The sequence below is a fragment of the Roseibium sp. genome (assembly GCF_965216085.1).
Lineage (GTDB): Bacteria > Pseudomonadota > Alphaproteobacteria > Rhizobiales > Stappiaceae > Roseibium.
In genome coordinates this window covers 535,784-556,284 of the sequence record NZ_OZ244138.1, presented here as the reverse complement: position 1 = coordinate 556,284, position 20,501 = coordinate 535,784, and the positions used below count along the sequence as shown (strand labels likewise).

Sequence of the window (20,501 nt, the reverse complement as noted above, 5' to 3'; positions counted from 1 at the left end):
CGGCTCCCCAACGTTGTTTTTATTCATATTATTTGACCGATCCAGCAAGAAGTCCGCGCACCAGATATCTTTGCATCGCGAAAAAAACAGCCAGCGGCACGGCGATGGAAACGAAGGCCGCAGTTGCCAGGATTTCCCAATTACCACCCCGGGTGCCCAACAGTTCGACGATCTGGTTGGTCATCACCGTCGTCGAGCCGGTGGCATCGATGAGAAACACTTTGGCCACCAGAAGATCGTTCCAGGTCCACAAGAATTGGAAGATGGCAAAGGAAGCGAGTGCCGGAAAACTTAACGGTAGAATGATCTTGGTGAAGATCTGAAAATCTGTCGCCCCGTCTACTTTGGCATTCTCGATAATATCTCGCGGCAGCCCGACCATGTAGTTGCGCAAAAGATAGACTGCGAGCGGCATGCCAAAGGCCGTATGGGCCAGCCATACGCCGAGATATCCCTTGCCTATTCCGATACCAAAGTGAAACCGCAGCAATGGGATCAACGCCAACTGCAGAGGCACAACCAGAAGCCCGACAATGGCCGCAATCAAAAGCGCCCGCCCGGGAAACTCCATCCAAGCCAGCGCGTAGGCAGCAAAGGCGGCGATCACGATTGGAATGATCGTCGCGGGGATGGTCACGGTCAGCGTGTTGAAGAAGGCCTTGGCCATATTGTCCTGGCCGCTGCCGGAAAACAGGATGGTCGTGTAGTTCTCAAGCGTGAATTCCGGCGGCACTTGCGCCGTTACAAAAATCCGCTGCCCGCGACCTGAGATCTGTTTGTCATTGCCACGCCAAACATAACTGCCGTCGGGCTGCAGAGTGAGCGTTTCGCCCCCCTTCATTTCAGCGGTTTCACCAGGCTGGTATGCAGAGATTTTCTTGGACGACACACCCCAGGCCCGGATATCACGCAGGCCATCTTCAAAAATGTTGCCTGTGACCACAAACAAATCGCCGTCTGCGACACGGTGATCGTCTGGGTCGAGAGCACGATAAACTTCGTTTTGTTCCGTTGGGAAAAGCGCGGCCCACCAGCCGGACAAAGAGATCTGATCCCCGGTCCGGAAAGACGATACAAACAAACCGATCGTTGGAAACAGCCACAACAGCACCAACAGAGTAACGGAGATGTGCACGGCCCAAGTCAGGCCCGATTTTTTGCCCGCTACATTGGCCATCAGCGCATCTCCTTGCGGGCGTTGTAGACATTCCAGACAAGGATTGGTGTCACCAGGAGCATGATGACGATCGCGCTTGCAGACCCCACACCCCAATCGTTGGCCCGAAACAGCTTGTCGTACATGTAGTTGGCCAGAACCTGCGTCTCCCATTGCCCGTTGGTCATGGCAAACACAATGTCGAAGACTTTCAGAACAGTGAGCGTGATGGTCGTCCAGACCACAACGATTGTGCCCATGATCTGCGGCACCTTGATCTTGAAAAAGATCTGAAACGGATTGGCCCCATCAACGATCGCCGCTTCCACCGTCTCTTCAGGAATGCCGCGCAAGGCGGCCGACAGGATCACCATGGCAAAGCCAGTCTGGATCCAGATGAGAACGGCCATCAGGAAAAAATTGTTCCAGAAGGGAACTGTCAGCCAGGTCTGCGGCGCCCCATAGGGCAACGCATCGATCCAGATACCGGTTATAAAATTCAGGCATGTCCAGACCAGCCACAGTCCACCAGCCGCTGCCAAAACGCGCAGCATCATTTGCAAGAGAGACCTTTGGCGGTTTGCTGCGACACCTTCGCGAACCAATGCCCAAGCGGAATAGATTGTCACGCCGGCTACACCCAAAAGCAGCACCGTTGGCAGGACTTGAAGCAACAAGATTGACCCAATGCCACCGTCAAACTTCAACCAGATCGCGTTCAACACTCCGATCTGGTTCTGATCGGCCGGCCGCGTGTCATAGATCAGTTTGAAGATTACGGACGCGCCGACGAAGGAAATCGCCATTGGCATGAAGATCAGGGATTTTGCCAGATTGCCCCAGCGGATCCGATCGGTCAGCTGCGCCACCAGAAGCCCAAAGGCGGTCGACAAAGCTGGCACCACCATCAGCCACAGCATGTTGTTGCGAACCGCTTCCCAGAACTTCGCTTCATTCATCATTTGCCGGTAATTGTCGAAGCCGACAAATGCTCCTCCCTGCGCCCTGTCGGTCAGCGAAAGCCGCAATGTCTCAAAAACCGGATAGGCGAGGTATAGTGTCAGCGCGAATAAAGCAGGGAACAAGAACAACCAGGGCCTGACCAGATTGGCCCGGTTGATGTTCCGGCCTGCATGTTCCCCTTTGGCCGGGAAGATCACCTTGTCGAGAACCAGATTTGACAGAAAAAAATATCCAAGACAGGCACCAACACCAAGGATGATGGTCACCAGGCCCAGTAGCGCTGGATTATCTGCAAACACTGCCGCCCCCATGGTTCATCTGATGTGCCTGCTGAGACCAGAAGGCAGTTTTTTAGGACCAGTGATCTTTGAGAAACGGCGGCCTCTTGTTAGACGCCGCCTGTTATTGATTATTTGAGGGTATCCCAGCTCTTTTGGATTTCACCTGCCACAGCTGCAGCATCCTTGCCGCCAGTGTAATCGACCATGCCCGTCCAGAAAGTCCCGGCGCCAACGCCGCCCGGCATCAGGTCTGACCCATCAAAGCGGAAGGTCGTGGCGTTGACCAGAATCTCGCCCTGACCGCGCAGCGTGTCGTTCATGTAGGCCTGCGGATTGACACCCTTGTGCGGGGTCAAAAAGCCGGACTGCGCCATCATCACTTCATGGGCGATTGGAAGTTGGAAAAATTCCATCAAAGCAGCCGTCGCTTCTGACGGATTGGTAATCGCCATCAAGGTACCACCACCCAGAACAGGATTGCCGAGATCCTTCGCCGCATAGGCAGGCAGATAGAAGAAGTCGACATCGGCGCCAAATTCGACACCTTCGGGAAAGAAGGCCGGTACAAAGGAGGCTTGGCGGTGCAGATAACATTGCGGCGGTGATGAAAACAGGCCCTTCGGGCTGTCGCGGAAGTCGGTCGACGCGACGGTGCCGGCCCCACCTGCCACTTTTGCATCGTCACGCGCAAACCAGCCGAATTCCTCAATCGCGGCCACAACCCGCGGATCATCAAAAGCGATTTCGTTGGCAACCCATTGATCGTAGACTTCCGGCGGCTGTGTCCGCAGCAACATATCTTCAACCCAGTCAGTCGCCGGCCAGCCAGTGGCCGCCCCCGATCCAAGTCCGATGCACCAGGGTGTTTCGCCATCGGCTACAATTTGCTCAGTGAGCTCTTTCAGCTCTTCCATCGTCGTTGGAACTTCGTATTCAGCATCTTCGAAGTTCTCTGGGACATACCAGACGAGGCTTTTCAGATTTACATTGTAGAAATAGCCGTAAAGCTGATCCTTGCCGTCCGGATCAGCATAGGTGCCCAAATCAACCCAGCTGTCGCCTGCGCCATAATTCTCCGCAACCCACGACTTCATAGACGCTGGCAAAGGCGTCAGAAGGCCGCGCGCAGCCATTTCGGCGGCCAATCCCGGTTGCGGAAACACCGCGACATTCGGCGCCGCTCCAGCTTCGGCATCAATCACGATCTGCTGTTCAAAGGAATCCGAACCGGTGTAAATCGCCTCGGCGCCGGTCGCTTTTGAGAAGTAGGCCAATACGTTACGGAAGAAGCCATCCTCCGGCTGCAACCAGGGACCAGCGACGGTCACGGTTTGCCCGCTTAAGTCCGGTGCGTTTTCAGCCCAGTTTGAGTAACTGTCCCAATTAAACGGACCTTCGCCCGGAGGGAACGTCAGATCATCGCTTGCAAGCGCAACACCTGCACATAGAGACAACGCAAGGACCGACCCGGACGAACGGATCAACAACCGTGAAATCATGTCTTTCCTCCCAGACGACTCACCACTTCAAGCCATTCAACCTGAAGTCGCAAAGCTGATCAATCAACAGCACAGCCCTTACCTTGAACGCCATCCAATGGATCCCCAAATCTGGCCACTCAAAGCGCTTTGAATTTTTGACAACCATGACTTTCTCAACAAGCCTTGTCAAGAAAACAGCTGACGAATTATTGTGACGGATCAGGTTTCACCGGTTGAATGTATTGCTAGACAAGTGTTTGGGATAGGAATGAGCAAAGGTATCAATCTCAAGGAACTGTCCGAGAAATTAAATCTGTCCCAGACCACGGTCAGTAGAGCACTGAACGGATATCCGGAAGTCAATGCGGACACCCGCAAACGTGTGTCGGAAATGGCGGCAAAACTTGGTTATGCGCCCAACAGCCAAGCAAGACGCCTAGCGACCGGCCAAGCCATGGCAATTAGCCATGTCATCCCCAAATCGGTTCATGAAATGATGAACCCCATCTTCCTGGAATTCATTGCCGGGGCTGGCGAAACCTATTCCGAACATGGTTATGACATGATCTTGTCCGTCGTGGACGATCACCGGGAGGACGACGCCTACCGGCATATTGCCTCGCGTAAGAAAGCGGACGGCGTCATCGTGCACGGTCCGTCTACGAACGAATACCGGCACAAATTACTTCAGGAATTGGGTTTGCCATTTGTCATCCATGGCCGTGTTCCCGGCGCCGAGAGCGAGACGTCTTGGATCGACATGAACAACAAACAAGCCTTTGAACGCGCCACATCGCTCCTTCTGGATCTTGGGCACACCCGAATAGCGCTGCTAAACGGGCTAGAACATATGGACTTTGCCCACCGCCGGCGCCAAGGCTTTCAAGATGCGTTGGAAGTCCGCGGCGTTTCGCCGGATCCGGACCTAATGCGCAGCGCTGACATGACCGAGCCCTATGGCTGTAACAGCGCGATGGAAATGCTGAATTCAAACAATCCGCCGACAGCTTTTTTGGTGTCCTCAATGATCTCGGCAATCGGCGTCGCAAGGGCGGTCAGTCAATGCGGCTTGAAGGTGGGCACCGATGTCTCCATCGTCACACATGATGACGCGCTGTCATTTCTGCCAAACAGCGGAGAGGTGCCCATTTTCACCTGCACCAGATCCTCTGTCCGGTATGCAGGTCAAAAGGCTGCTGAAATGCTCTTGGACCTGATTTCCAATCCCGCCAGCGGCCCAACGTCACTGCATTTGGAAGCTGAGCTGATCACCGGGCAATCAACCGGCTCACTTCAACGCTAACCCAACACCCAAGAGGTCACAGATGGGTGACACCGCTGCTTTCAAACAGCGTCTTCATGTTAGAAAGAGCTGTTTCCCGGTGACTCTGGGCAACAGTCGCGGCCTCAGCTGCATTTCCGGACTTCATGGCGCGGATTAGAGAAACATGATCCTCTGGCTGCTCAACCGGCGCCCCGTTCATACGGACAAGCACACGGGCGACCCGGTGAAGCTGATCCAGGTGCAATCCGATTTCCCGCTCCAGACGCCAATTGCTCCACTTCCCCAGGAGCCGATGAAACCGGGCATCGTATTCGGCCCACGCCAGAAGGTCGCCATCAGCCAAAGCCGCAGACCCCGCGTCAAGCACGCTCTCCATCTCTGCATAGGCATCCGCTGATAGTCCCTGACGGGCAATCGTCGCGGCAGCGAGCCCTTCCAAAGCTCCCAGAATTTCCATGACCTCAACGAGATCCTGAACATTCATGGAAAGCACCCGAGCACCGCGCCTTGGTATCAACACGACCAGACCTTCGGTTTCCAGGCGGATCAGCGCTTCACGAACCGGTGTCCTGCTCATTTGCAAACGCGCAGCAATTTCAGGCTCAGGCGCCTGAAAGCCAGGAGGTAACTCTCCGAGCAAAATATCAGCTTTGAGTTTTTCGTAAGCGTTGTCGACGCGGGTCTCTTTGACTCGGGCAAGCATTTGGGGCGTACCTAAACAAATGGAAACGGCACAAACAACCGTTTGAAACAGACACAAGCGAAACCGGCCCACACACGTTGCGGCAAGTGCGAGAGCCAGTGGCAGTTAGTTTGCTGAGACACGTTTCTGGCGCCAAATTCATTCCGTATCGCAAATTATACTATTAAGATTTTATTGATCAGCATTCCCTGAGGGAATGCGCCTTGTAAGAAACATCATAAACTATTGATATATATCATATTTACCAAGTATTCTCAGGCCAAAAAATAAACCAACAAATCGTGCTTTTTCCCTAGAGATCCGATCCGGAAAAGCCATATTTTCTCAGTAATTACCAAGAAACGTCAGCAGCACAGCGTAAGCTTTTGGCGTGGCACCCGGTTAGCGCTGTGGTTGACCACTTGTAGTCTGGCCGAAATGCGCCCAGCGATATCAAACATTTCAAACCTAAATCCGGCTCCCGTAACGACATTAGAACTTTCAACAATGCTAACGACCTTCCCAGGCAGCAAATATTCGAAAAAATAACAATAAGTATAAATGCTAAACCTTCTTAGAAAGAATAGATCAACACTGTTTGTTATTACTTTTCATCTAAAACAAAGACAAATACCTGGGGGCGTTTATGAATTTGGCGATAGCGATATTCTCGTCAAAATACGACTTTATACTTCTGCTACTTTCGCTTGCAATTTGCTTGGCGGGTATCGTTCTTGCACTGCAGACCTCCGGAAAATTCCGCAAGGATAGTAGCGGAGCGCGGACTATTTGGCTGCTCTGGACGGCCCTTGTGATGGGGACATCGCTTTGGGCTGCTGCGGTGTTTGCCGTCTCGGCACAGATCACAACTGCCCAGTCGGGCTTTGAGATGACGAGCATCGTCGCCATACTTCTCCTGGCTGTTGCCGGCACATTTGCCAGTTTTGCTCTGTCAGTGAAAAAACACCTCAAGCTGTTTTTGACCTTGAGCGGTGTAATTTTCGGATCGACAGCTGCAGCCACATTTATTCTGGTCGAGCGGTCATTTAAGGTCGCCGGCGCAACCCCTGCCGACCTTCCATCCTATTTTTGGCCGTTCGTCGCAGGCGCGGGTTTAGGTTCAGTATTGTTCGGATTAGCTCTTCACAACACCGCCAGAGGCCAATTCAAATTTTCCGTTGCACTGCTGGCGGCACCGGTTGTTGCGGCGTTCCTGGCAGCGCCGATCTCCAATCCGCCCATTGTTCCGCATTGGTTTCCAGCTGGCATGGAATTGCTGACAACGTCCCAAGCATTGATAACGGCCGTTCTGGTATCCGTACTTTGCGCGGCTTTCACATGCTCTGGAGATTTTCTGGAAAACTTCCGCAAACAGGCTGCCCGCCGCGCTTACCATCATCTGGCGCTACAGGATAATCTAACGCACCTTCCGAACCGCCATTATGTCGAAAATGTTGCCAAGCAACTGCTTAAAGAAGCGCGAGACAACGAGACGATCTGCGCGGTTGTTCTGGTAAGCCTGGATGAATTTAAGGCAATCAATGACCTGCACGGCTATTCCACGGGTGACGCCGTTCTGCGGCGCATGGCCAGCCTCTTTAGAGCTCAGTTCGGCGATCCTGTTGTGATCGCAAGATTTTATGGTGACGAGTTCTTGATCATCGACCCATCGGTCGAGACACCGGATGATGCCACAGCCCTCGCCCGCAAGGTTCGCGAATTGGCGCGGCGTCCGATCCAGACGGAGAATTATCGCCTGTCCGTACAATGCAGCATTGGCCTGGCCATCTATCCGCGTGACGGCCAGAATTTGAATCACCTGGTTCAACGTGCAAACCTTGCTGCAAAACAGGCCAAATCCGTCGGCGGAAATGCCATCCAGCCGTATGTAACCGGCATGGAAGAAAACAATCTCTGGGAAGCCGCCCTGGCTTCCGATTTACGCAATGCCACCTTCGAAAATCAGCTGAGTTTGCTGTTCCAAAAACAAAACCAGACCAAAAATGGTCGCCTTATCGGCTATGAAGCGCTGGTACGGTGGCGTCATGCGGAAAAAGGCTACATTCCACCCGAAGATTTCATTCCGATCGCTGAACGCTCGGGTATCATCCTCGATATCGGCGCTTGGGTTCTGCGAGAAGCATGCCGGGAAGCGGCCAGTTGGGACGATCCAGTAACCGTTTCGGTCAATGTATCGCCGTACCAGTTCTCAAGAAGCGATTTTTCCGGCCTGGTTTCGACTGTTTTGATGGAAACTGGCTTAAGCCCGCATCGACTCGAAATTGAATTAACAGAAAGCACCCCGATCGAAGATCACGAACGGGTTTCGCAAACAATTGAAGCCTTGCAAAAAATGGGAATTCGGGTGGCAATGGATGATTTTGGAACTGGCTATTCATCTCTGAACACGTTGCAGGCGTTCCCCTTTGACAAATTGAAGGTCGACCGAGTGTTCACCCAATCTTTGGAAACCAGTTCACAAGCCCGGGCAATCCTCCGGTCCGCAGTTCTTTTGGGTCACAGTTTCGGCATTCCCGTAATTGCTGAAGGTGTTGAAACAGAGGAACAACTCGAATTTTTAAAAGAAGTCGGTTGCCAGGAAGTACAAGGATTTCTGTTCGGCAAACATCTATTGCCTTCACAAATCAAATCTACTGAAAAAGACAAACATAGGCGCGCCGGCTAAATACGATAAACTTAAAAAATCGACGAAAATATACGGAGCAATAAACAAAAATAAAAAATTCACTATATAGTCAATTGTGACATTATCATTTTTGCAATATAGTTTACAAAAATTAACTATAAATATTTGATTACAATTACTTTTGATTAACTATAAAACTTTACCTTAATAGCAGATAACGAAATTGGTGCTGCTATGACAATTCCACATGCATCTTCGAAACCTGACAAACACCCCACCGCATCTTTGCGGAGATTGTCCGGCATACTCATGGCCAGCGCTGCGTTGGTCAGCATGCTGGTATCTGGAGTTCCCGCCGCAGCCCAATCTCTGGAAGAAGCAATGGGCGCAGCTTATGCAGTCAATCCGGGTTTGAAGGCTGAGCGATCACGATATCAAGCCACCAATCAAGGTGTCTGGACCGCCCGCTCAGAGTTCCTGCCAACGGTAACGGGAACCTATGTCGGAGAGCACAACTCATTCCGCAACGAGCGAAACACGCTGTCGAGCGACCGGTCCGTTTTTCACGAGCTCGGCATCTCTATGTCTCAGACCCTATTTCAAGGCTTTGCCGGTGTGAACCGCCTCAATCAGGCGCACGAGGAAGCCCAGTCAGGCCGCAATCAGTTGATTGGTGCCGAACAGACATTGCTGTTCGACACGGCAGATGCCTATCTCAGGGTCGTCCGTGACCGGGGTGTCTTGGCCTATCTGCGCGCCTATACCAGGATTGTGAAGCGGGAGGTGAACGCTGCACGTGCACGCTACAAATCCGGTGACGCCACCCGTACCGATATCGAACAAGCTTTGGCCCGCTATGCTGAAGCTCAGGGCAACAGCGATCAGGCCGTTGGTGATCTGGAAGCGTCCGAAGCCCTTTACGAACGGCTGACGGGACAAAAGCCTGGCAAAATTGGCTGGCCGGGAATTCCCAAGGCGATCGAACCCGCCGGGCTTGACGATGCAGTCACGATTGCTTTCCAGAACAACCCATCCATTCGCGCCGCCACAAACGATGCCCGCGCGGCCCGCTATGCGGCACGAGCGTCCATTGGCGACATGCTGCCGCGTGTCACCTTGGAGGGATCCTGGGAAAATGGCTATCGCGGCAATTTGAGCAATACGGACAAGGAAGACTACCGGCTCGGTGTCAGGGTCACGGCACCATTCTTTACCGGCGGACGGAACGTTGCTGCGGTAAAACGGGCGAAATACACAGCTTCGCAAGAAGAATATGAGCTGGACGACACACAGCAAATCATCCGAGAGAATGTCACCCGGGCGGTGAAGCAGAGGGCGGCAGCACGCTTAAGGGCCAAAGCCGGCGTGCGGGCGATTGAAGCCAACAAACGCGCTGTTAAAGGACTGCAGGTCGAATTTGAAAGTGGCCAGCGGACCCTATTGAATGTTCTTGATGGTGAGCGGGAACTCTTGCTCAGCCAAGTCGACTATGTCCGGGCACAATACGACGCGAAGATTGCGGATTTCTTCCTGCTTGCCAATATCGGCAGGCTGGCACCACAACACTTTGCCATTATCGAGGAACGCCCGGGTCCTGTGGCTCGAATTGTTCCGGAATTCAACACCTGGGATCTCCGCCTCGGCGCGACAGAAAACGACATCTATCAATCTGATGTTATCGAGATCGCCACGACAGAACCTGTGATTATAGAGACAGAGCTTCCTGCCCCGATCCAATAGGTTGCAAACAAAAAAGCGGGCCCTTGCAGGTCCGCTTTTTTTATTCCAGGCTTCAGATTGAACGCTGGCTTAGTACTGAATGCCCTCAATCTCTGAGAAATCGACCTGGGCGCCATCAGCCAAGTCAATATGGCCTCCGGCATCCTGAGACAGGGTGATCTCATTGTTGAGAGCATCAACGTTCTCAATCGAGCCTTCGGTCGTCGTCACGGACCAATCCGCCCCATAGGAACCAAGCGGTGTTCCGTCAGCGGCATCGCCCAGGTCGACGATGTCAATCCAGTTTTCACCGGCACCGCCATAGATGGTGTCATTGCCATCACCGAGCATATAGGCAAACACATCGGATCCGTCATCGCCGAGTGTCGTGTCATCGCCTTCGCCGCCGCGAATGACATCATCGCCCGATCCACCGGATAGGAAGTCGTCGCCATCCTGGCCAATCACAGTGTCATCGCCGCCGCGGGCGTAGAGGGCGTCATCCGCATCGCCGCCAACCATGATATCGTCCTGATTGGTACCATACTCGCGGACTGAACTGTCGTCATCGGCATCAACAACATCCAGCGTGATGCTTTCAGTGTCCGACAGGCCACCGCTGTCCGTTGCTGTGACGTTCACCGTGATGCTTTGCTCGTTCTCATAGTCGAGCGCAACGCCGTCCTTGAGTTTCAAGAGATACGCGTCCCCATCGGACACCACTTCAAAGCGATCATCCGAAACCGCAAACGTGTGCGTGTCGCCCACATCCGGATCTACGACGGTGAGTTCGACAACGCCTGCACCTGCTTCGTTTTCAAGCACGTAAACTCCGGCATCATGGGTATGCCCATGCGGTCTGCCATCATCGCCATCGTCGTCGTCATCGTCATCATCATCGTCATCATGATCATGTTGCCCCTTCGGCCCATCGTGATGGTGACCCCAATGGTCATCATGATGGTCATCGGTATGGCCACCTTTGTTGTCCGGTGTGTAGATTGCATCACCTTCGATCAGGTCCGGAGCCGTGTTGTCGCCACCTTCCGTCACTTCGATCGGGAACTCTGCACTCGACTGAGTGCCATCGCTCGAGATCGCTGTTACGGTAACATTGATGGTTTCTCCTGCGGTCAGCGTCACACCGTCCGCAACCGTGACAACGCCGGTGTTCTCATCGATGTCAAAACGGTCGTCATCAATCGAATAAGTCACCGTGTCGCCCGCATCAGCATCCTGAGCGAAGGCAGTCAGACCGACAACTGCACCAGCTGCGGCAGTCGCAGCAACCAGATTCTGCGCCGTGTTGGTATCACGCACCGGACCGACAGGCACGTTGCCATCTTCCGGCTCGACGTCAATCACGTCGATCACGATGGTTTCGGTATCCGACAAGCCGCCACTATCGGTCACTGTCACGGTGACGGTCACCTGTGTTTCGGTTTCGTAATCCAGCGCTTCGCTATCTTTAAGTTTCAGCACATACGAACTGCCGTTGGACACCACTTCAAAGCGGTCATCGGAAACGGAGAATGTATGACTGTCGCCAACATCAGGATCAACGACGGTCAAGTCGCCCACGACAGCGCCAGCCTGCTCTTCATAGACGGCCGCAGTCGCATCGGTTTCAAAAACGGTCTGATCAAAGACCAGATCATCATGATCCATGTCACCGCCATCGACCTGATCCTCGAAACTGACGGTCACACCCATTTCTGTGGTGTGGTCATACCCGTCCGGATTCAGGGATGCGTCGCCAGAGAAGTAGACATTGGCGTCTTTGCCGTCGAGCGGCACACCGTTCGCAGTAAACGCCTGCCAATTCCCGCTGCCGTCTTGTGCGAAGGTAACCTGATCGCCGCTCGCCAGCCCGGAATTGGTGTCGGCACCGTCCGGAATGAGGAAATAACCAACATCACCAGCATCTACACCTTCAAGATAGACAGTTGCGCTTTCTCCTGGTGTCAGCAAATTCTGGTCAACCCAGACGATTTCACCGGCAACCGGATTGCCACTGCCGTCCATAGTGAAGACACCCAGCACATTGCTGTAGCCCGCAACTTCAGAAACAAATGTCATGGTGACCGAGACGCCTGCGCCAAGTTCCGGATCAAAGTCGAGATCCGGTGCAGTGTTCATTTCGGTAACATCAATGCGGAAGGTTTCTGTAACGCTTGATCCATCGGTCGAAGTCGCCGTTACCTCCAAATCAATGAACGGTGTCTGATTTGGATCGAAATCAACATTGTCAGCAACAGTGACAACACCGGTATCCGGATCGATCTCAAACCTTGGGTCTGTGATCGAATAGGTGACCGAATCCCCGGCATCCGGATCGTTCGCAAACGCCGTTAGACCGATCTCCGTTCCGCCTGTCGTATTGACTGCAACGGTGTTGTCCGCTGTGTCCGTGTCGACGAGATCGCCAATCGGAGCATTGGCTTCATCAATGTCGATCACATCAATGACCACAATTTCAGTGTCGGACAGGCCTCCCTGGTCGGTCGCGGTGATCTCAAGCGTTACTTGAGTTTCCGTCTCATAGTCGAGTGCCTGGTCGTCCTTCAGCTTGAGCATATATTTGTCGCCGGAAACAACCACTTCGAACCGGTCATCGGACACGGTGAAGGTGTGTGTATCGCCCACATCCGGATCGATCACTGACAAAGGTGCAATCTCGGCGCCCGCGAACTCTTCAACCACAGCCGTGCGGTTGTCAGAGACGATGGAAACACTGTCGATCAGCGCACCGCCGTTATTATCGGATCCAATCTCGACAAAGGTCAATGTGTTAGACCCGTCGCCAGAACCGCCCACAATGTTGAAATTGTAGCTCTGCCAACCACTGCCTGTTGTGGCAGGATCAATTGTGTCGATGAGTTCACCATTCCAGTAAACCTCGGCAACACTCTGACCGACCCCACCACGGGATTTCATGTCAAAACTCAGCTCGTAGACCTGACCTTCGAGCTGGCCTTCAATCTCTTGCGAGGCCCAACCATTGCTCAAAGCCGCAAGATCAAGATGGTGGCCACCATCGGTCGCACCGAAGTTGCCGTGACCTGCCTGGTGGACATCAACATCGTTGTAGGTCCAACCCTCGATGGAGTCCGGGTTCTGATACCAGCCAGAGCCGTCGCGCCCGCCCAATGTTCCGTCGAACACTTCGAAGCTGCCGTTGACGACAAACTGCTGCGAACCATTCTCAAGATGGACAATGAGGTCTGGTGCCTGGTTACCATCGGTGACTTCGACGGTAAACGTCTTGCTGGATGTCGACCCATCCGTTGATGTGGCCTGAACCGTCAGATCGATCGTCGGCTCACCACTGGCGTCAAACTGCGCGCCGTCCGCCACAGTAATGACACCGGTGTTTTCATCGATGTCAAACCGGTCATCACCACTGGTCAGCTCATAGGTGACAGTATCGGTGGCGTCTTCATCTTCGGCAAAAGCCGTGATGCCGGTGTTTTCACCACCATCTGCGGTTTCGGAAATGGTGTTGTCATTGGCATCAACGTCAGACACCGGACCGATGGCAAATTCGTTCTCGTCCCCAACCTCAACCGTGAAGGTTTTGGTCGTTGACGAACCATCGGTCGAAGTCGCTTTGACTGTCACATCAATGGACGGAGTTGCTTCCCGGTCGATATCGGCACCTGGCGCAACAGTAATCACACCGGAAGTCGGATCGATCACAAACGGAGAATTCTGATCAATGATCTCGTAAGTGACCGTATCGGAAGTGTCCGGATCCGTTGCAAAGGCTGTGACGCCTACGACGGTGCCGCTATCGGAATTCTCTGCCACCAGATTGCTGCTGGCATCTGCATCGGACAGAGGACCAATTGGCTCAGAATCCTCATCAACATCAATGACATCTATGACAACAGTTTCCGTATCGGACAAGCCACCGCTGTCTGTCGCAGTGATCTGGACGGTCACCTGTTGCTCGGTTTCGTAATCGAGCGCCTGATCGTCCTTCAATTTCAGCAAATACTTGCCATTTGACACAACCACTTCAAACCGGTCATCGGACAAAGTAAAGGTGTGCGTATCGCCAACATCCGGGTCGATCACCGAAAGTGGAACAACTTCGGCGCCTTCCAACTCTTCAAGAACTGCAATCCGGTCCGTTCCGGTGAGTTGAATGTTGTCGAGGAACGCTCCGTAAGTGTTGTTGTCTTCGCTGGTTTCGCGGAATTCAAGGACGTCATTGCCGCCCGTTCCGACAACCTGGATCTCAACCGTTTGCCAGCTACCAGCATCCGGATCGACACTGGAGAGCAGCTCGCCATTCCAGTAGATTTCTACCGTGTTGGATGCGTCGTTGGTCCGCGCCTGAATGTCGAAGGAAAGATCATAGACCTGTCCCAAAGATGTCTCGACCGTCTGGGAGATCGAATTGACATTGGTTTCAGAGTCCAGCTCGAGATGCTGATCGCCTTCCGTAGCAGAGACACCTCCGAAGCCATCCCAGACTTCCATTTTGCCGTTGCTCGTCCAGGCACCGGAGCTGTCTTGCGAAAACTGCTTCCAAGTTCCACTAGCAACGTCAAAGGATTCGAACGATCCGTTCATGATGAGATTGGTGCCGAGACCTCCATACTCAACAATCAGATCCGGCGGTTCATTGCCATCGCTGACATCAACGGTGAAAGTGTTGCTGGACGAAGACCCGTCGGTGGACGTCGCCTTGACCGTCACATCAACAGTGGGTTCAGTTTCCGCATCGAACTGCGCACCGTCCTTGACCGTGATGACACCGCTGTTCTCATCAATCTCGAACCGGTCATTCCCGCTGGTGAGCTCATAGGTGACCGTGTCGGTGGCGTCTTCATCCTCGGCAAAAGCCGTGATGCCAGTATCTTCACCGCCATCTGCGGTTTCAGAAATGATGTTATCGCTGACATCAACGTCCGTCACTGGTCCGATCGCGAACTCATTCTCATCGCCAACCTCGACTGTGAAGGTTTTGGTTGTCGAGGAGCCATCCGTCGAGGTCGCCTTGACGGTGACATCAATCGAGGGTGTTGCTTCCCGGTCGATATCGGCACCCGGCGCAACAGTAATCACCCCTGAATCCGGATCAATCACAAACGGAGAATTCTGATCAATGATCTCGTAAGTGACCGTATCGGAAGTGTCCGGATCGGTCGCAAAGGCTATGACACCGACAAACGTGCCGCCATCCGCGTTTTCGGCAACCATGTTGCTGCTCGGATCCGCATCAGACAGAGGACCAATCGGCGCCGAGTTTTCGTCAATATCAATGACATCGACGATGACGGTTTCCGTGTCAGACAAGCCGCCACTGTCGGTGACTGTTACCTGAACAGTGACCTGTGTTTCGGTCTCATAGTCGAGCGCCTGATCGTCTTTAAGCTTCAGCAGATATTTGCCATCGGATGCAACAACTTCAAACCGGTCATCCGACACTGTGAAGGTGTGTGTGTCGCCGACATCCGGATCGATTACGGAGAGCGGCGCAATTTCCGCGCCCATGTACTCTTCCAGAACAGCGATCCGACCATCGGAGCGGATCGACACGCTGTCGATATAAGTGCCGTGACTGTTGTCTGAGCCGATTTCTACAAATCTCAGTGTATTGGATCCATCGCCCGATCCACCAACGATGTCATAGCTGTAGCTCTGCCAGCCGCCGCCGCCATCTGTCGGATCGATCGTGTCGATCAGCTCGCCATTCCAATAGACTTCCGCAACACCTTCACCCGGTGTGTTGCCGCGTGAATTCATATTGAAGGAGAGCGTGTAAACTTGGCCATCCAGCTGACCTTCGATGACCTGAGAAATAACTCCGTTGTCATCGGCGGTCAGATCAAGCCTGTGGTCGCCATCGGTCGTACCTTCGCCATGGCGGGCAGATTGATGGATATCCACATCGGCATAGTTCCACCCCTCCAGGGTATCCGGAATATCGTACCATCCGGTTCCGTCCGTCCCCTTCAAAGTGCCCGTGAAGTTTTCAAATCCGCCGTTGATAACCAGTTCATTGGCAGCGTTATCAAGATGGACAATCAGATCCGGCGGCTCGTTGCCGTCCGTGACATCAATGGTGAAGGTGTTGCTGGACGAGGAGCCATCGGTCGATGTTGCCGTAACCGTTACATCGACAGTCGGCTCGGTTTCAGCGTCAAACTGGGCACCGTCCTTGACCGTGATAACACCTGTATTTTCGTCAATCTCGAAGCGGTCAACACCACCGGTCAGCTCATAGGTGACCGTGTCTGTGGCATCTTCATCCTCGGCGAACGCCGTGATGCCAGTATCTTCGCCGCCATCTGCGGTTTCGGAAATGGTGTTGTCGCTGACATCAACGTCCGTCACCGGTCCGATTTCAAATTCGTTCTCATCACCAACCTCGACCCTGAAAGTCTTGGTTGTTGTCGAACCGTCCGTCGAGGTCGCCTTGACGGTGACATCAATCGAGGGTGTTGCTTCCCGGTCGATGTCGGCACCCGGTGCAACAGAAATAACGCCAGTGTTCGGATCAATGACAAACGGGCTATCCTGATCGACGATCTCATAGGTGACCGTATCGATAACATCCGGGTCTTCAGCAAAAGCGGTCACACCGACGACAGTGCCGCTATCGGAATTCTCGGCAACCAAATTATTGCTGGCATCCGCGTCAGATAATGGCCCAATAGGCGCTGTGTTTTCATCAACATCGATGACATCGATGATGATGGTTTCTGTGTCAGACAATCCACCGCTGTCCGTCGCGGTCACAGTGACAGAAACCTGCGTTTCGGTTTCATAATCCAGTGCCTGATCGTCTTTCAGTTTAAGAACATATTTGTTTCCAGAAACAACCACTTCGAAGCGGTCATCAGAAACGGTAAAGGTGTGCGTGTCGCCGAAATCAGGATCCGTAACCGTTAACGGCGCAGCTTCGGCTCCCTCAACTTCCTCAACGATAGTGGTGCGGTATTCAAAATCAGTCGTTTGCGCCTGGAAAATGAAATCATCGAAGTCTTCATCACCGCCATTGAACTGATCTTCAAACGCGATTGAGAGGCCGCTTTCAACAGTATGATCCAGCCCATCTGGATTCAGGGAACCATCGCCTGAGAAGTAAACATTAGCGTCCTCGCCGACCAGCGGCGTTCCGTTTTGGCCAATTGCCTGCCAATTGCCACTGCCATCCATTTGGAAGGTAACCATGTCGCCGGCAGCAATGCCCGGATTGAGATCCGCGCCATCCGGGATCAGGAAATAGCCGATATCAGCAGCATCTACACCCGGGAACGCCACATTTGCCGTTTCACCCGGGGTCAGTTCGTTGCCGTTGGTCCAGATAATCTGACCGGCAACCGGATTGCCGCTCCCATCCATGACAAACACACCGAATGTGTTGCTGTACCCGGCCCCCTCTGAAGTGAAGGTGATGGTGGCGCTTACACCGTCGACATCACCGGTTTCAAACACCAGATCCGGCGCTTCATTTACGTCCAGAATGTTGACTGTGAATGTGCCTGTCGATGACGAGCCATCGGAGGACGTCGCAGTGATATCCACATCGACCGTCTGTGTCTGCTCATAGTCGAAGCTGACACCCGGTTTAACCGTCAGAACGCCTGTGTCCGGATCAATGTCGAACCGCGGATCGTCGGTGGAGTACGTTACGGTGTCGGTGTCGTCCGGATCCTCGGCAAAAGCCGTGATTCCAACTTCTTCGCCGCCGGTTCCATTTTCGGCAACGGCATTGAGATCATTGTTCGACTTGTCGATATCAATCACCGGACCGATATCAGACTCATTGTCATCGCCAACGTTGACCCGGAATGTTTCCTGGGACGTTGAGCCGTCAGTTGAAGTGGCCTTGACCGTCACATCAATAAACGGCGTTGTTTCGCGGTCGATATCTGCGCCAGGACCAACAGTAATCACACCAGTCACAGGATCAATCACAAACGGAGAATCCCCGACGATTTCATAGGTGACGGTATCTGTTGCATCGGGATCTTCAGCAAAGGCTGTAACGCCAACAACCGTGCCTTCGTCCGAGTTTTCCAAGACGAAATTGCGATCCGCATCGGTATCAGTCACAGGTCCGATTTCGAACTCATTTTCGTCGCCAACAGTAACGCGGAATGTTTCCTGCGATGTCGAGCCATCTGTAGACGTCGCACGGACCGTCACATCGATAAACGGTGTTGTTTCACGGTCGATATCCGCGCCCGGGGCGACTGTGATTACCCCCGTCGCCGGGTCGATGACGAACGGAGAATCCCCAACGATTTCATAGGTAACGGTATCGCTTGAGTCCGGATCCTCGGCAAAGGCCGTGATCCCCACGACTGTGCCGCCATCGGAATTTTCCTGAACGAAATTATTGGCATCATCGGTATCGATAACCGGTCCAATTTCGAACTCGTTGTCATCCCCGACAGTGACGCGGAACGTCTCTTGCGATGTCGATCCGTCTGTGGAAGTTGCCCTAACCGTTACGTCGATGAAAGGCGTTGCCTCAAAGTCTATATCAGCGCCCGGCGCAACAGTAATCACGCCGGTTACCGGATCAATGACAAATGGAGAATCCCCAACGATTTCGTAGGTAACAGTATCCGTCGCATCCGGATCTTCAGCAAAAGCTGTGATACCAACGACAGTGCCGCCGTCGGAGTTTTCCTCAACGAAGTTGTCGGTCGTATCGGTATCGATAACCGGACCGATCTCGAACTCGTTTTCATCACCGACTTCAACCCTGAAGGTCGCTTGAGAGGTCGAGCCATCGGTGGATGTCGCACGGACCGTTACATCAATGAATGGTGTTTCTTCCCGGTCGATTTCTGCACCGTTGGCCACCGTAAGAATTCCGGTTACCGGATCGATCACGAATGGCGAGTCGCCGATAATTTCATAGGTGACAGTGTCGGTGGCATCCAAATCTTCAGCAAACGCTGTGACATCAATGCCGGTCCCGCCGGTGGCATTTTCCATCACAAAGTTTGCGTCTGCATCCACATCGGTCACGGGACCGATTTCGAATTCAGTGTTGTCATCGCCGATCTGGATCGTGAATGTTTCTTCTACTGAAGAGCCGTCGCTCGAGGTTGCACGGACTGTGACATCGATCGAAGAAAACTCTTCGCGGTCGATAACCGCACCCGGACCGACGGATATCACACCGGTAACCGGGTCGATCACAAACGGCGAATTGCCAATGATTTCATAAGTAACGTCATCACCCAAATCCGGATCGTCTGCAAAAGCAACCACACCAACCGGGGTGCCCTCGACAGCGTTTTCCTCAACGATGTTGTCACTGGGATTAACGTCGCTCAACGGGCCGATTGGGCTGCCGTCGTCACCATCGTCACCGCCGTCGTCATCACCATCACCGCCGGGACCGCCATCGTCGCCATCATCATCGTCGCCAAGTGCTTCCAGGCCATCGGTCGGGCCCGCGCCGCCGCCACCGCCGCCAATGCCGTCACCGACTGTCGGATTTCCTGAAGGGATGCCATTCCCGCCAAGGTCAAATTGAGAAAGGCCCGCATCCAAGCCCCGGGCTTCCGGTGCATCCCCGTCACCGATACCGCCAGCATCACCGATGCCACCATCAAATGTTTCTACAACGTCAAGCTCACCGTCTGGCAGTGGAACATTGTCGATTTGATCAAGGCCCAAACCGTTACGCTGAGCGCCCCCTCTACCATCACCATCTAGGCCGCCGTCCCCAGCAAGACCTTCGCCATCGTGCAATGCCCCACCGGTTCCCTCATATTCCAACGGCACCGCTTGAAAGAGGTTTGCAACCGTTGCTTCACCCGTATCATCCGGATTAATCGACAACGTGTAATCATTGCTGTCTTTCGGCCGATATGGATCTCCGGTTTGAGCATCAACCCGCGCCACGTTTGACGGAGTCGCTTCCGCGGATGTCCGGGTCGCAGACTCTGCGCTCGAGCCGTCGATCGGTTTGCCAGATGTTTTCGGGGTGTCAGTATTAGCCATGGCTCGCACGTGCTCCATTAAATCATGGAACCAATTCGCGCAGGCTTGTCTTAACAAAAACCAACCCAGCTCTGCGAAAAACCGCTACATCTTGATGTAAATTAGCGACTTCCAAAGTTCTTGGTAAACGGTTTTGAAACACTTGCGCGTCTTAATAGAGGTAGGAGGCGCCTGGTATGGTCAATTTTATCAGTAATGCATTGGCAAATACTGCATTACCTCAACTAAAGTTCCAATCTTCAGAGAATGGAAGCACGGTTAAAACCCCGAAACTACCACGTCCGGTAGTGTTTGCATCCATAC

The 20,501-nt window shown here is 53.3% G+C and carries 8 protein-coding genes; 3 read left to right on the top strand and 5 right to left on the bottom strand.

All coding sequences use genetic code 11. The annotated features are described in order from the left end of the window. Positions 1-28: 28 nt before the first annotated feature. The 3 genes from ACOOFE_RS02595 to ACOOFE_RS02585 form a co-directional block, all read right to left on the bottom strand. Complete coding sequence (locus tag ACOOFE_RS02595) at positions 29-1,177, bottom strand: carbohydrate ABC transporter permease (RefSeq protein ID WP_420413515.1); 1,149 nt, start codon at positions 1,175-1,177, stop codon at positions 29-31. Further along, positions 1,177-2,418, bottom strand: coding sequence for a carbohydrate ABC transporter permease (locus ACOOFE_RS02590; protein ID WP_420413514.1), 1,242 nt, complete (start codon positions 2,416-2,418; stop codon positions 1,177-1,179). The genes ACOOFE_RS02595 and ACOOFE_RS02590 overlap by 1 nt, the downstream gene beginning before the upstream one ends. A gap of 110 nt (positions 2,419-2,528) precedes the next feature. Then, complete coding sequence (locus tag ACOOFE_RS02585; protein WP_420413513.1) at positions 2,529-3,899, bottom strand: ABC transporter substrate-binding protein; 1,371 nt, start codon at positions 3,897-3,899, stop codon at positions 2,529-2,531. 250 nt (positions 3,900-4,149) lie between these two features. Here ACOOFE_RS02585 and ACOOFE_RS02580 point away from each other — a divergent pair, with 250 nt between their 5' ends. Further along, the gene (locus ACOOFE_RS02580; RefSeq protein WP_420413512.1) at positions 4,150-5,184 is read left to right on the top strand and encodes a LacI family DNA-binding transcriptional regulator; all 1,035 of its coding nucleotides are present in this window, start codon (positions 4,150-4,152) and stop codon (positions 5,182-5,184) included. Positions 5,185-5,200: 16 nt separating this feature from the next. On the opposite strand, the gene ACOOFE_RS02575 is transcribed toward ACOOFE_RS02580, so the two are convergent. Further along, positions 5,201-5,869, bottom strand: coding sequence for a GntR family transcriptional regulator (locus tag ACOOFE_RS02575; RefSeq protein ID WP_420413511.1), 669 nt, complete (start codon positions 5,867-5,869; stop codon positions 5,201-5,203). Between the two features lie 625 nt (positions 5,870-6,494). Here ACOOFE_RS02575 and ACOOFE_RS02570 point away from each other — a divergent pair. Continuing rightward, a complete protein-coding gene (locus tag ACOOFE_RS02570) occupies positions 6,495-8,534 on the top strand; it encodes an EAL domain-containing protein (protein WP_420413510.1) in 2,040 nt (679 codons plus the stop codon). Between the two features lie 270 nt (positions 8,535-8,804). Continuing rightward, positions 8,805-10,235 carry a TolC family outer membrane protein gene (locus tag ACOOFE_RS02565; RefSeq protein WP_420413509.1) on the top strand — a complete coding sequence of 477 codons (1,431 nt, stop codon included), beginning with the start codon at positions 8,805-8,807 and terminating at the stop codon, positions 10,233-10,235. A gap of 69 nt (positions 10,236-10,304) precedes the next feature. Here ACOOFE_RS02565 and ACOOFE_RS02560 read toward each other — a convergent pair whose 3' ends face one another. Beyond that, positions 10,305-20,198 carry a cadherin domain-containing protein gene (locus ACOOFE_RS02560; RefSeq protein ID WP_420413508.1) on the bottom strand — a complete coding sequence of 3,298 codons (9,894 nt, stop codon included), beginning with the start codon at positions 20,196-20,198 and terminating at the stop codon, positions 10,305-10,307. Between the last annotated feature and the right edge of the window lie 303 nt (positions 20,199-20,501).

What these genes read in the sequence shown, in the direction of transcription:
- ACOOFE_RS02560 (WP_420413508.1), bottom strand. Translation starts at nt 20,198, where the DNA reads ATGGCTAATACTGACACCCCGAAAACATCTGGCAAACCGATCGACGGC.
- ACOOFE_RS02580 (WP_420413512.1), top strand. Translation starts at nt 4,150, where the DNA reads ATGAGCAAAGGTATCAATCTCAAGGAACTGTCCGAGAAATTAAATCTG.
- ACOOFE_RS02595 (WP_420413515.1), bottom strand. Translation starts at nt 1,177, where the DNA reads ATGGCCAATGTAGCGGGCAAAAAATCGGGCCTGACTTGGGCCGTGCAC.
- ACOOFE_RS02575 (WP_420413511.1), bottom strand. Translation starts at nt 5,869, where the DNA reads ATGCTTGCCCGAGTCAAAGAGACCCGCGTCGACAACGCTTACGAAAAA.
- ACOOFE_RS02570 (WP_420413510.1), top strand. Translation starts at nt 6,495, where the DNA reads ATGAATTTGGCGATAGCGATATTCTCGTCAAAATACGACTTTATACTT.
- ACOOFE_RS02585 (WP_420413513.1), bottom strand. Translation starts at nt 3,899, where the DNA reads ATGATTTCACGGTTGTTGATCCGTTCGTCCGGGTCGGTCCTTGCGTTG.
- ACOOFE_RS02565 (WP_420413509.1), top strand. Translation starts at nt 8,805, where the DNA reads ATGGCCAGCGCTGCGTTGGTCAGCATGCTGGTATCTGGAGTTCCCGCC.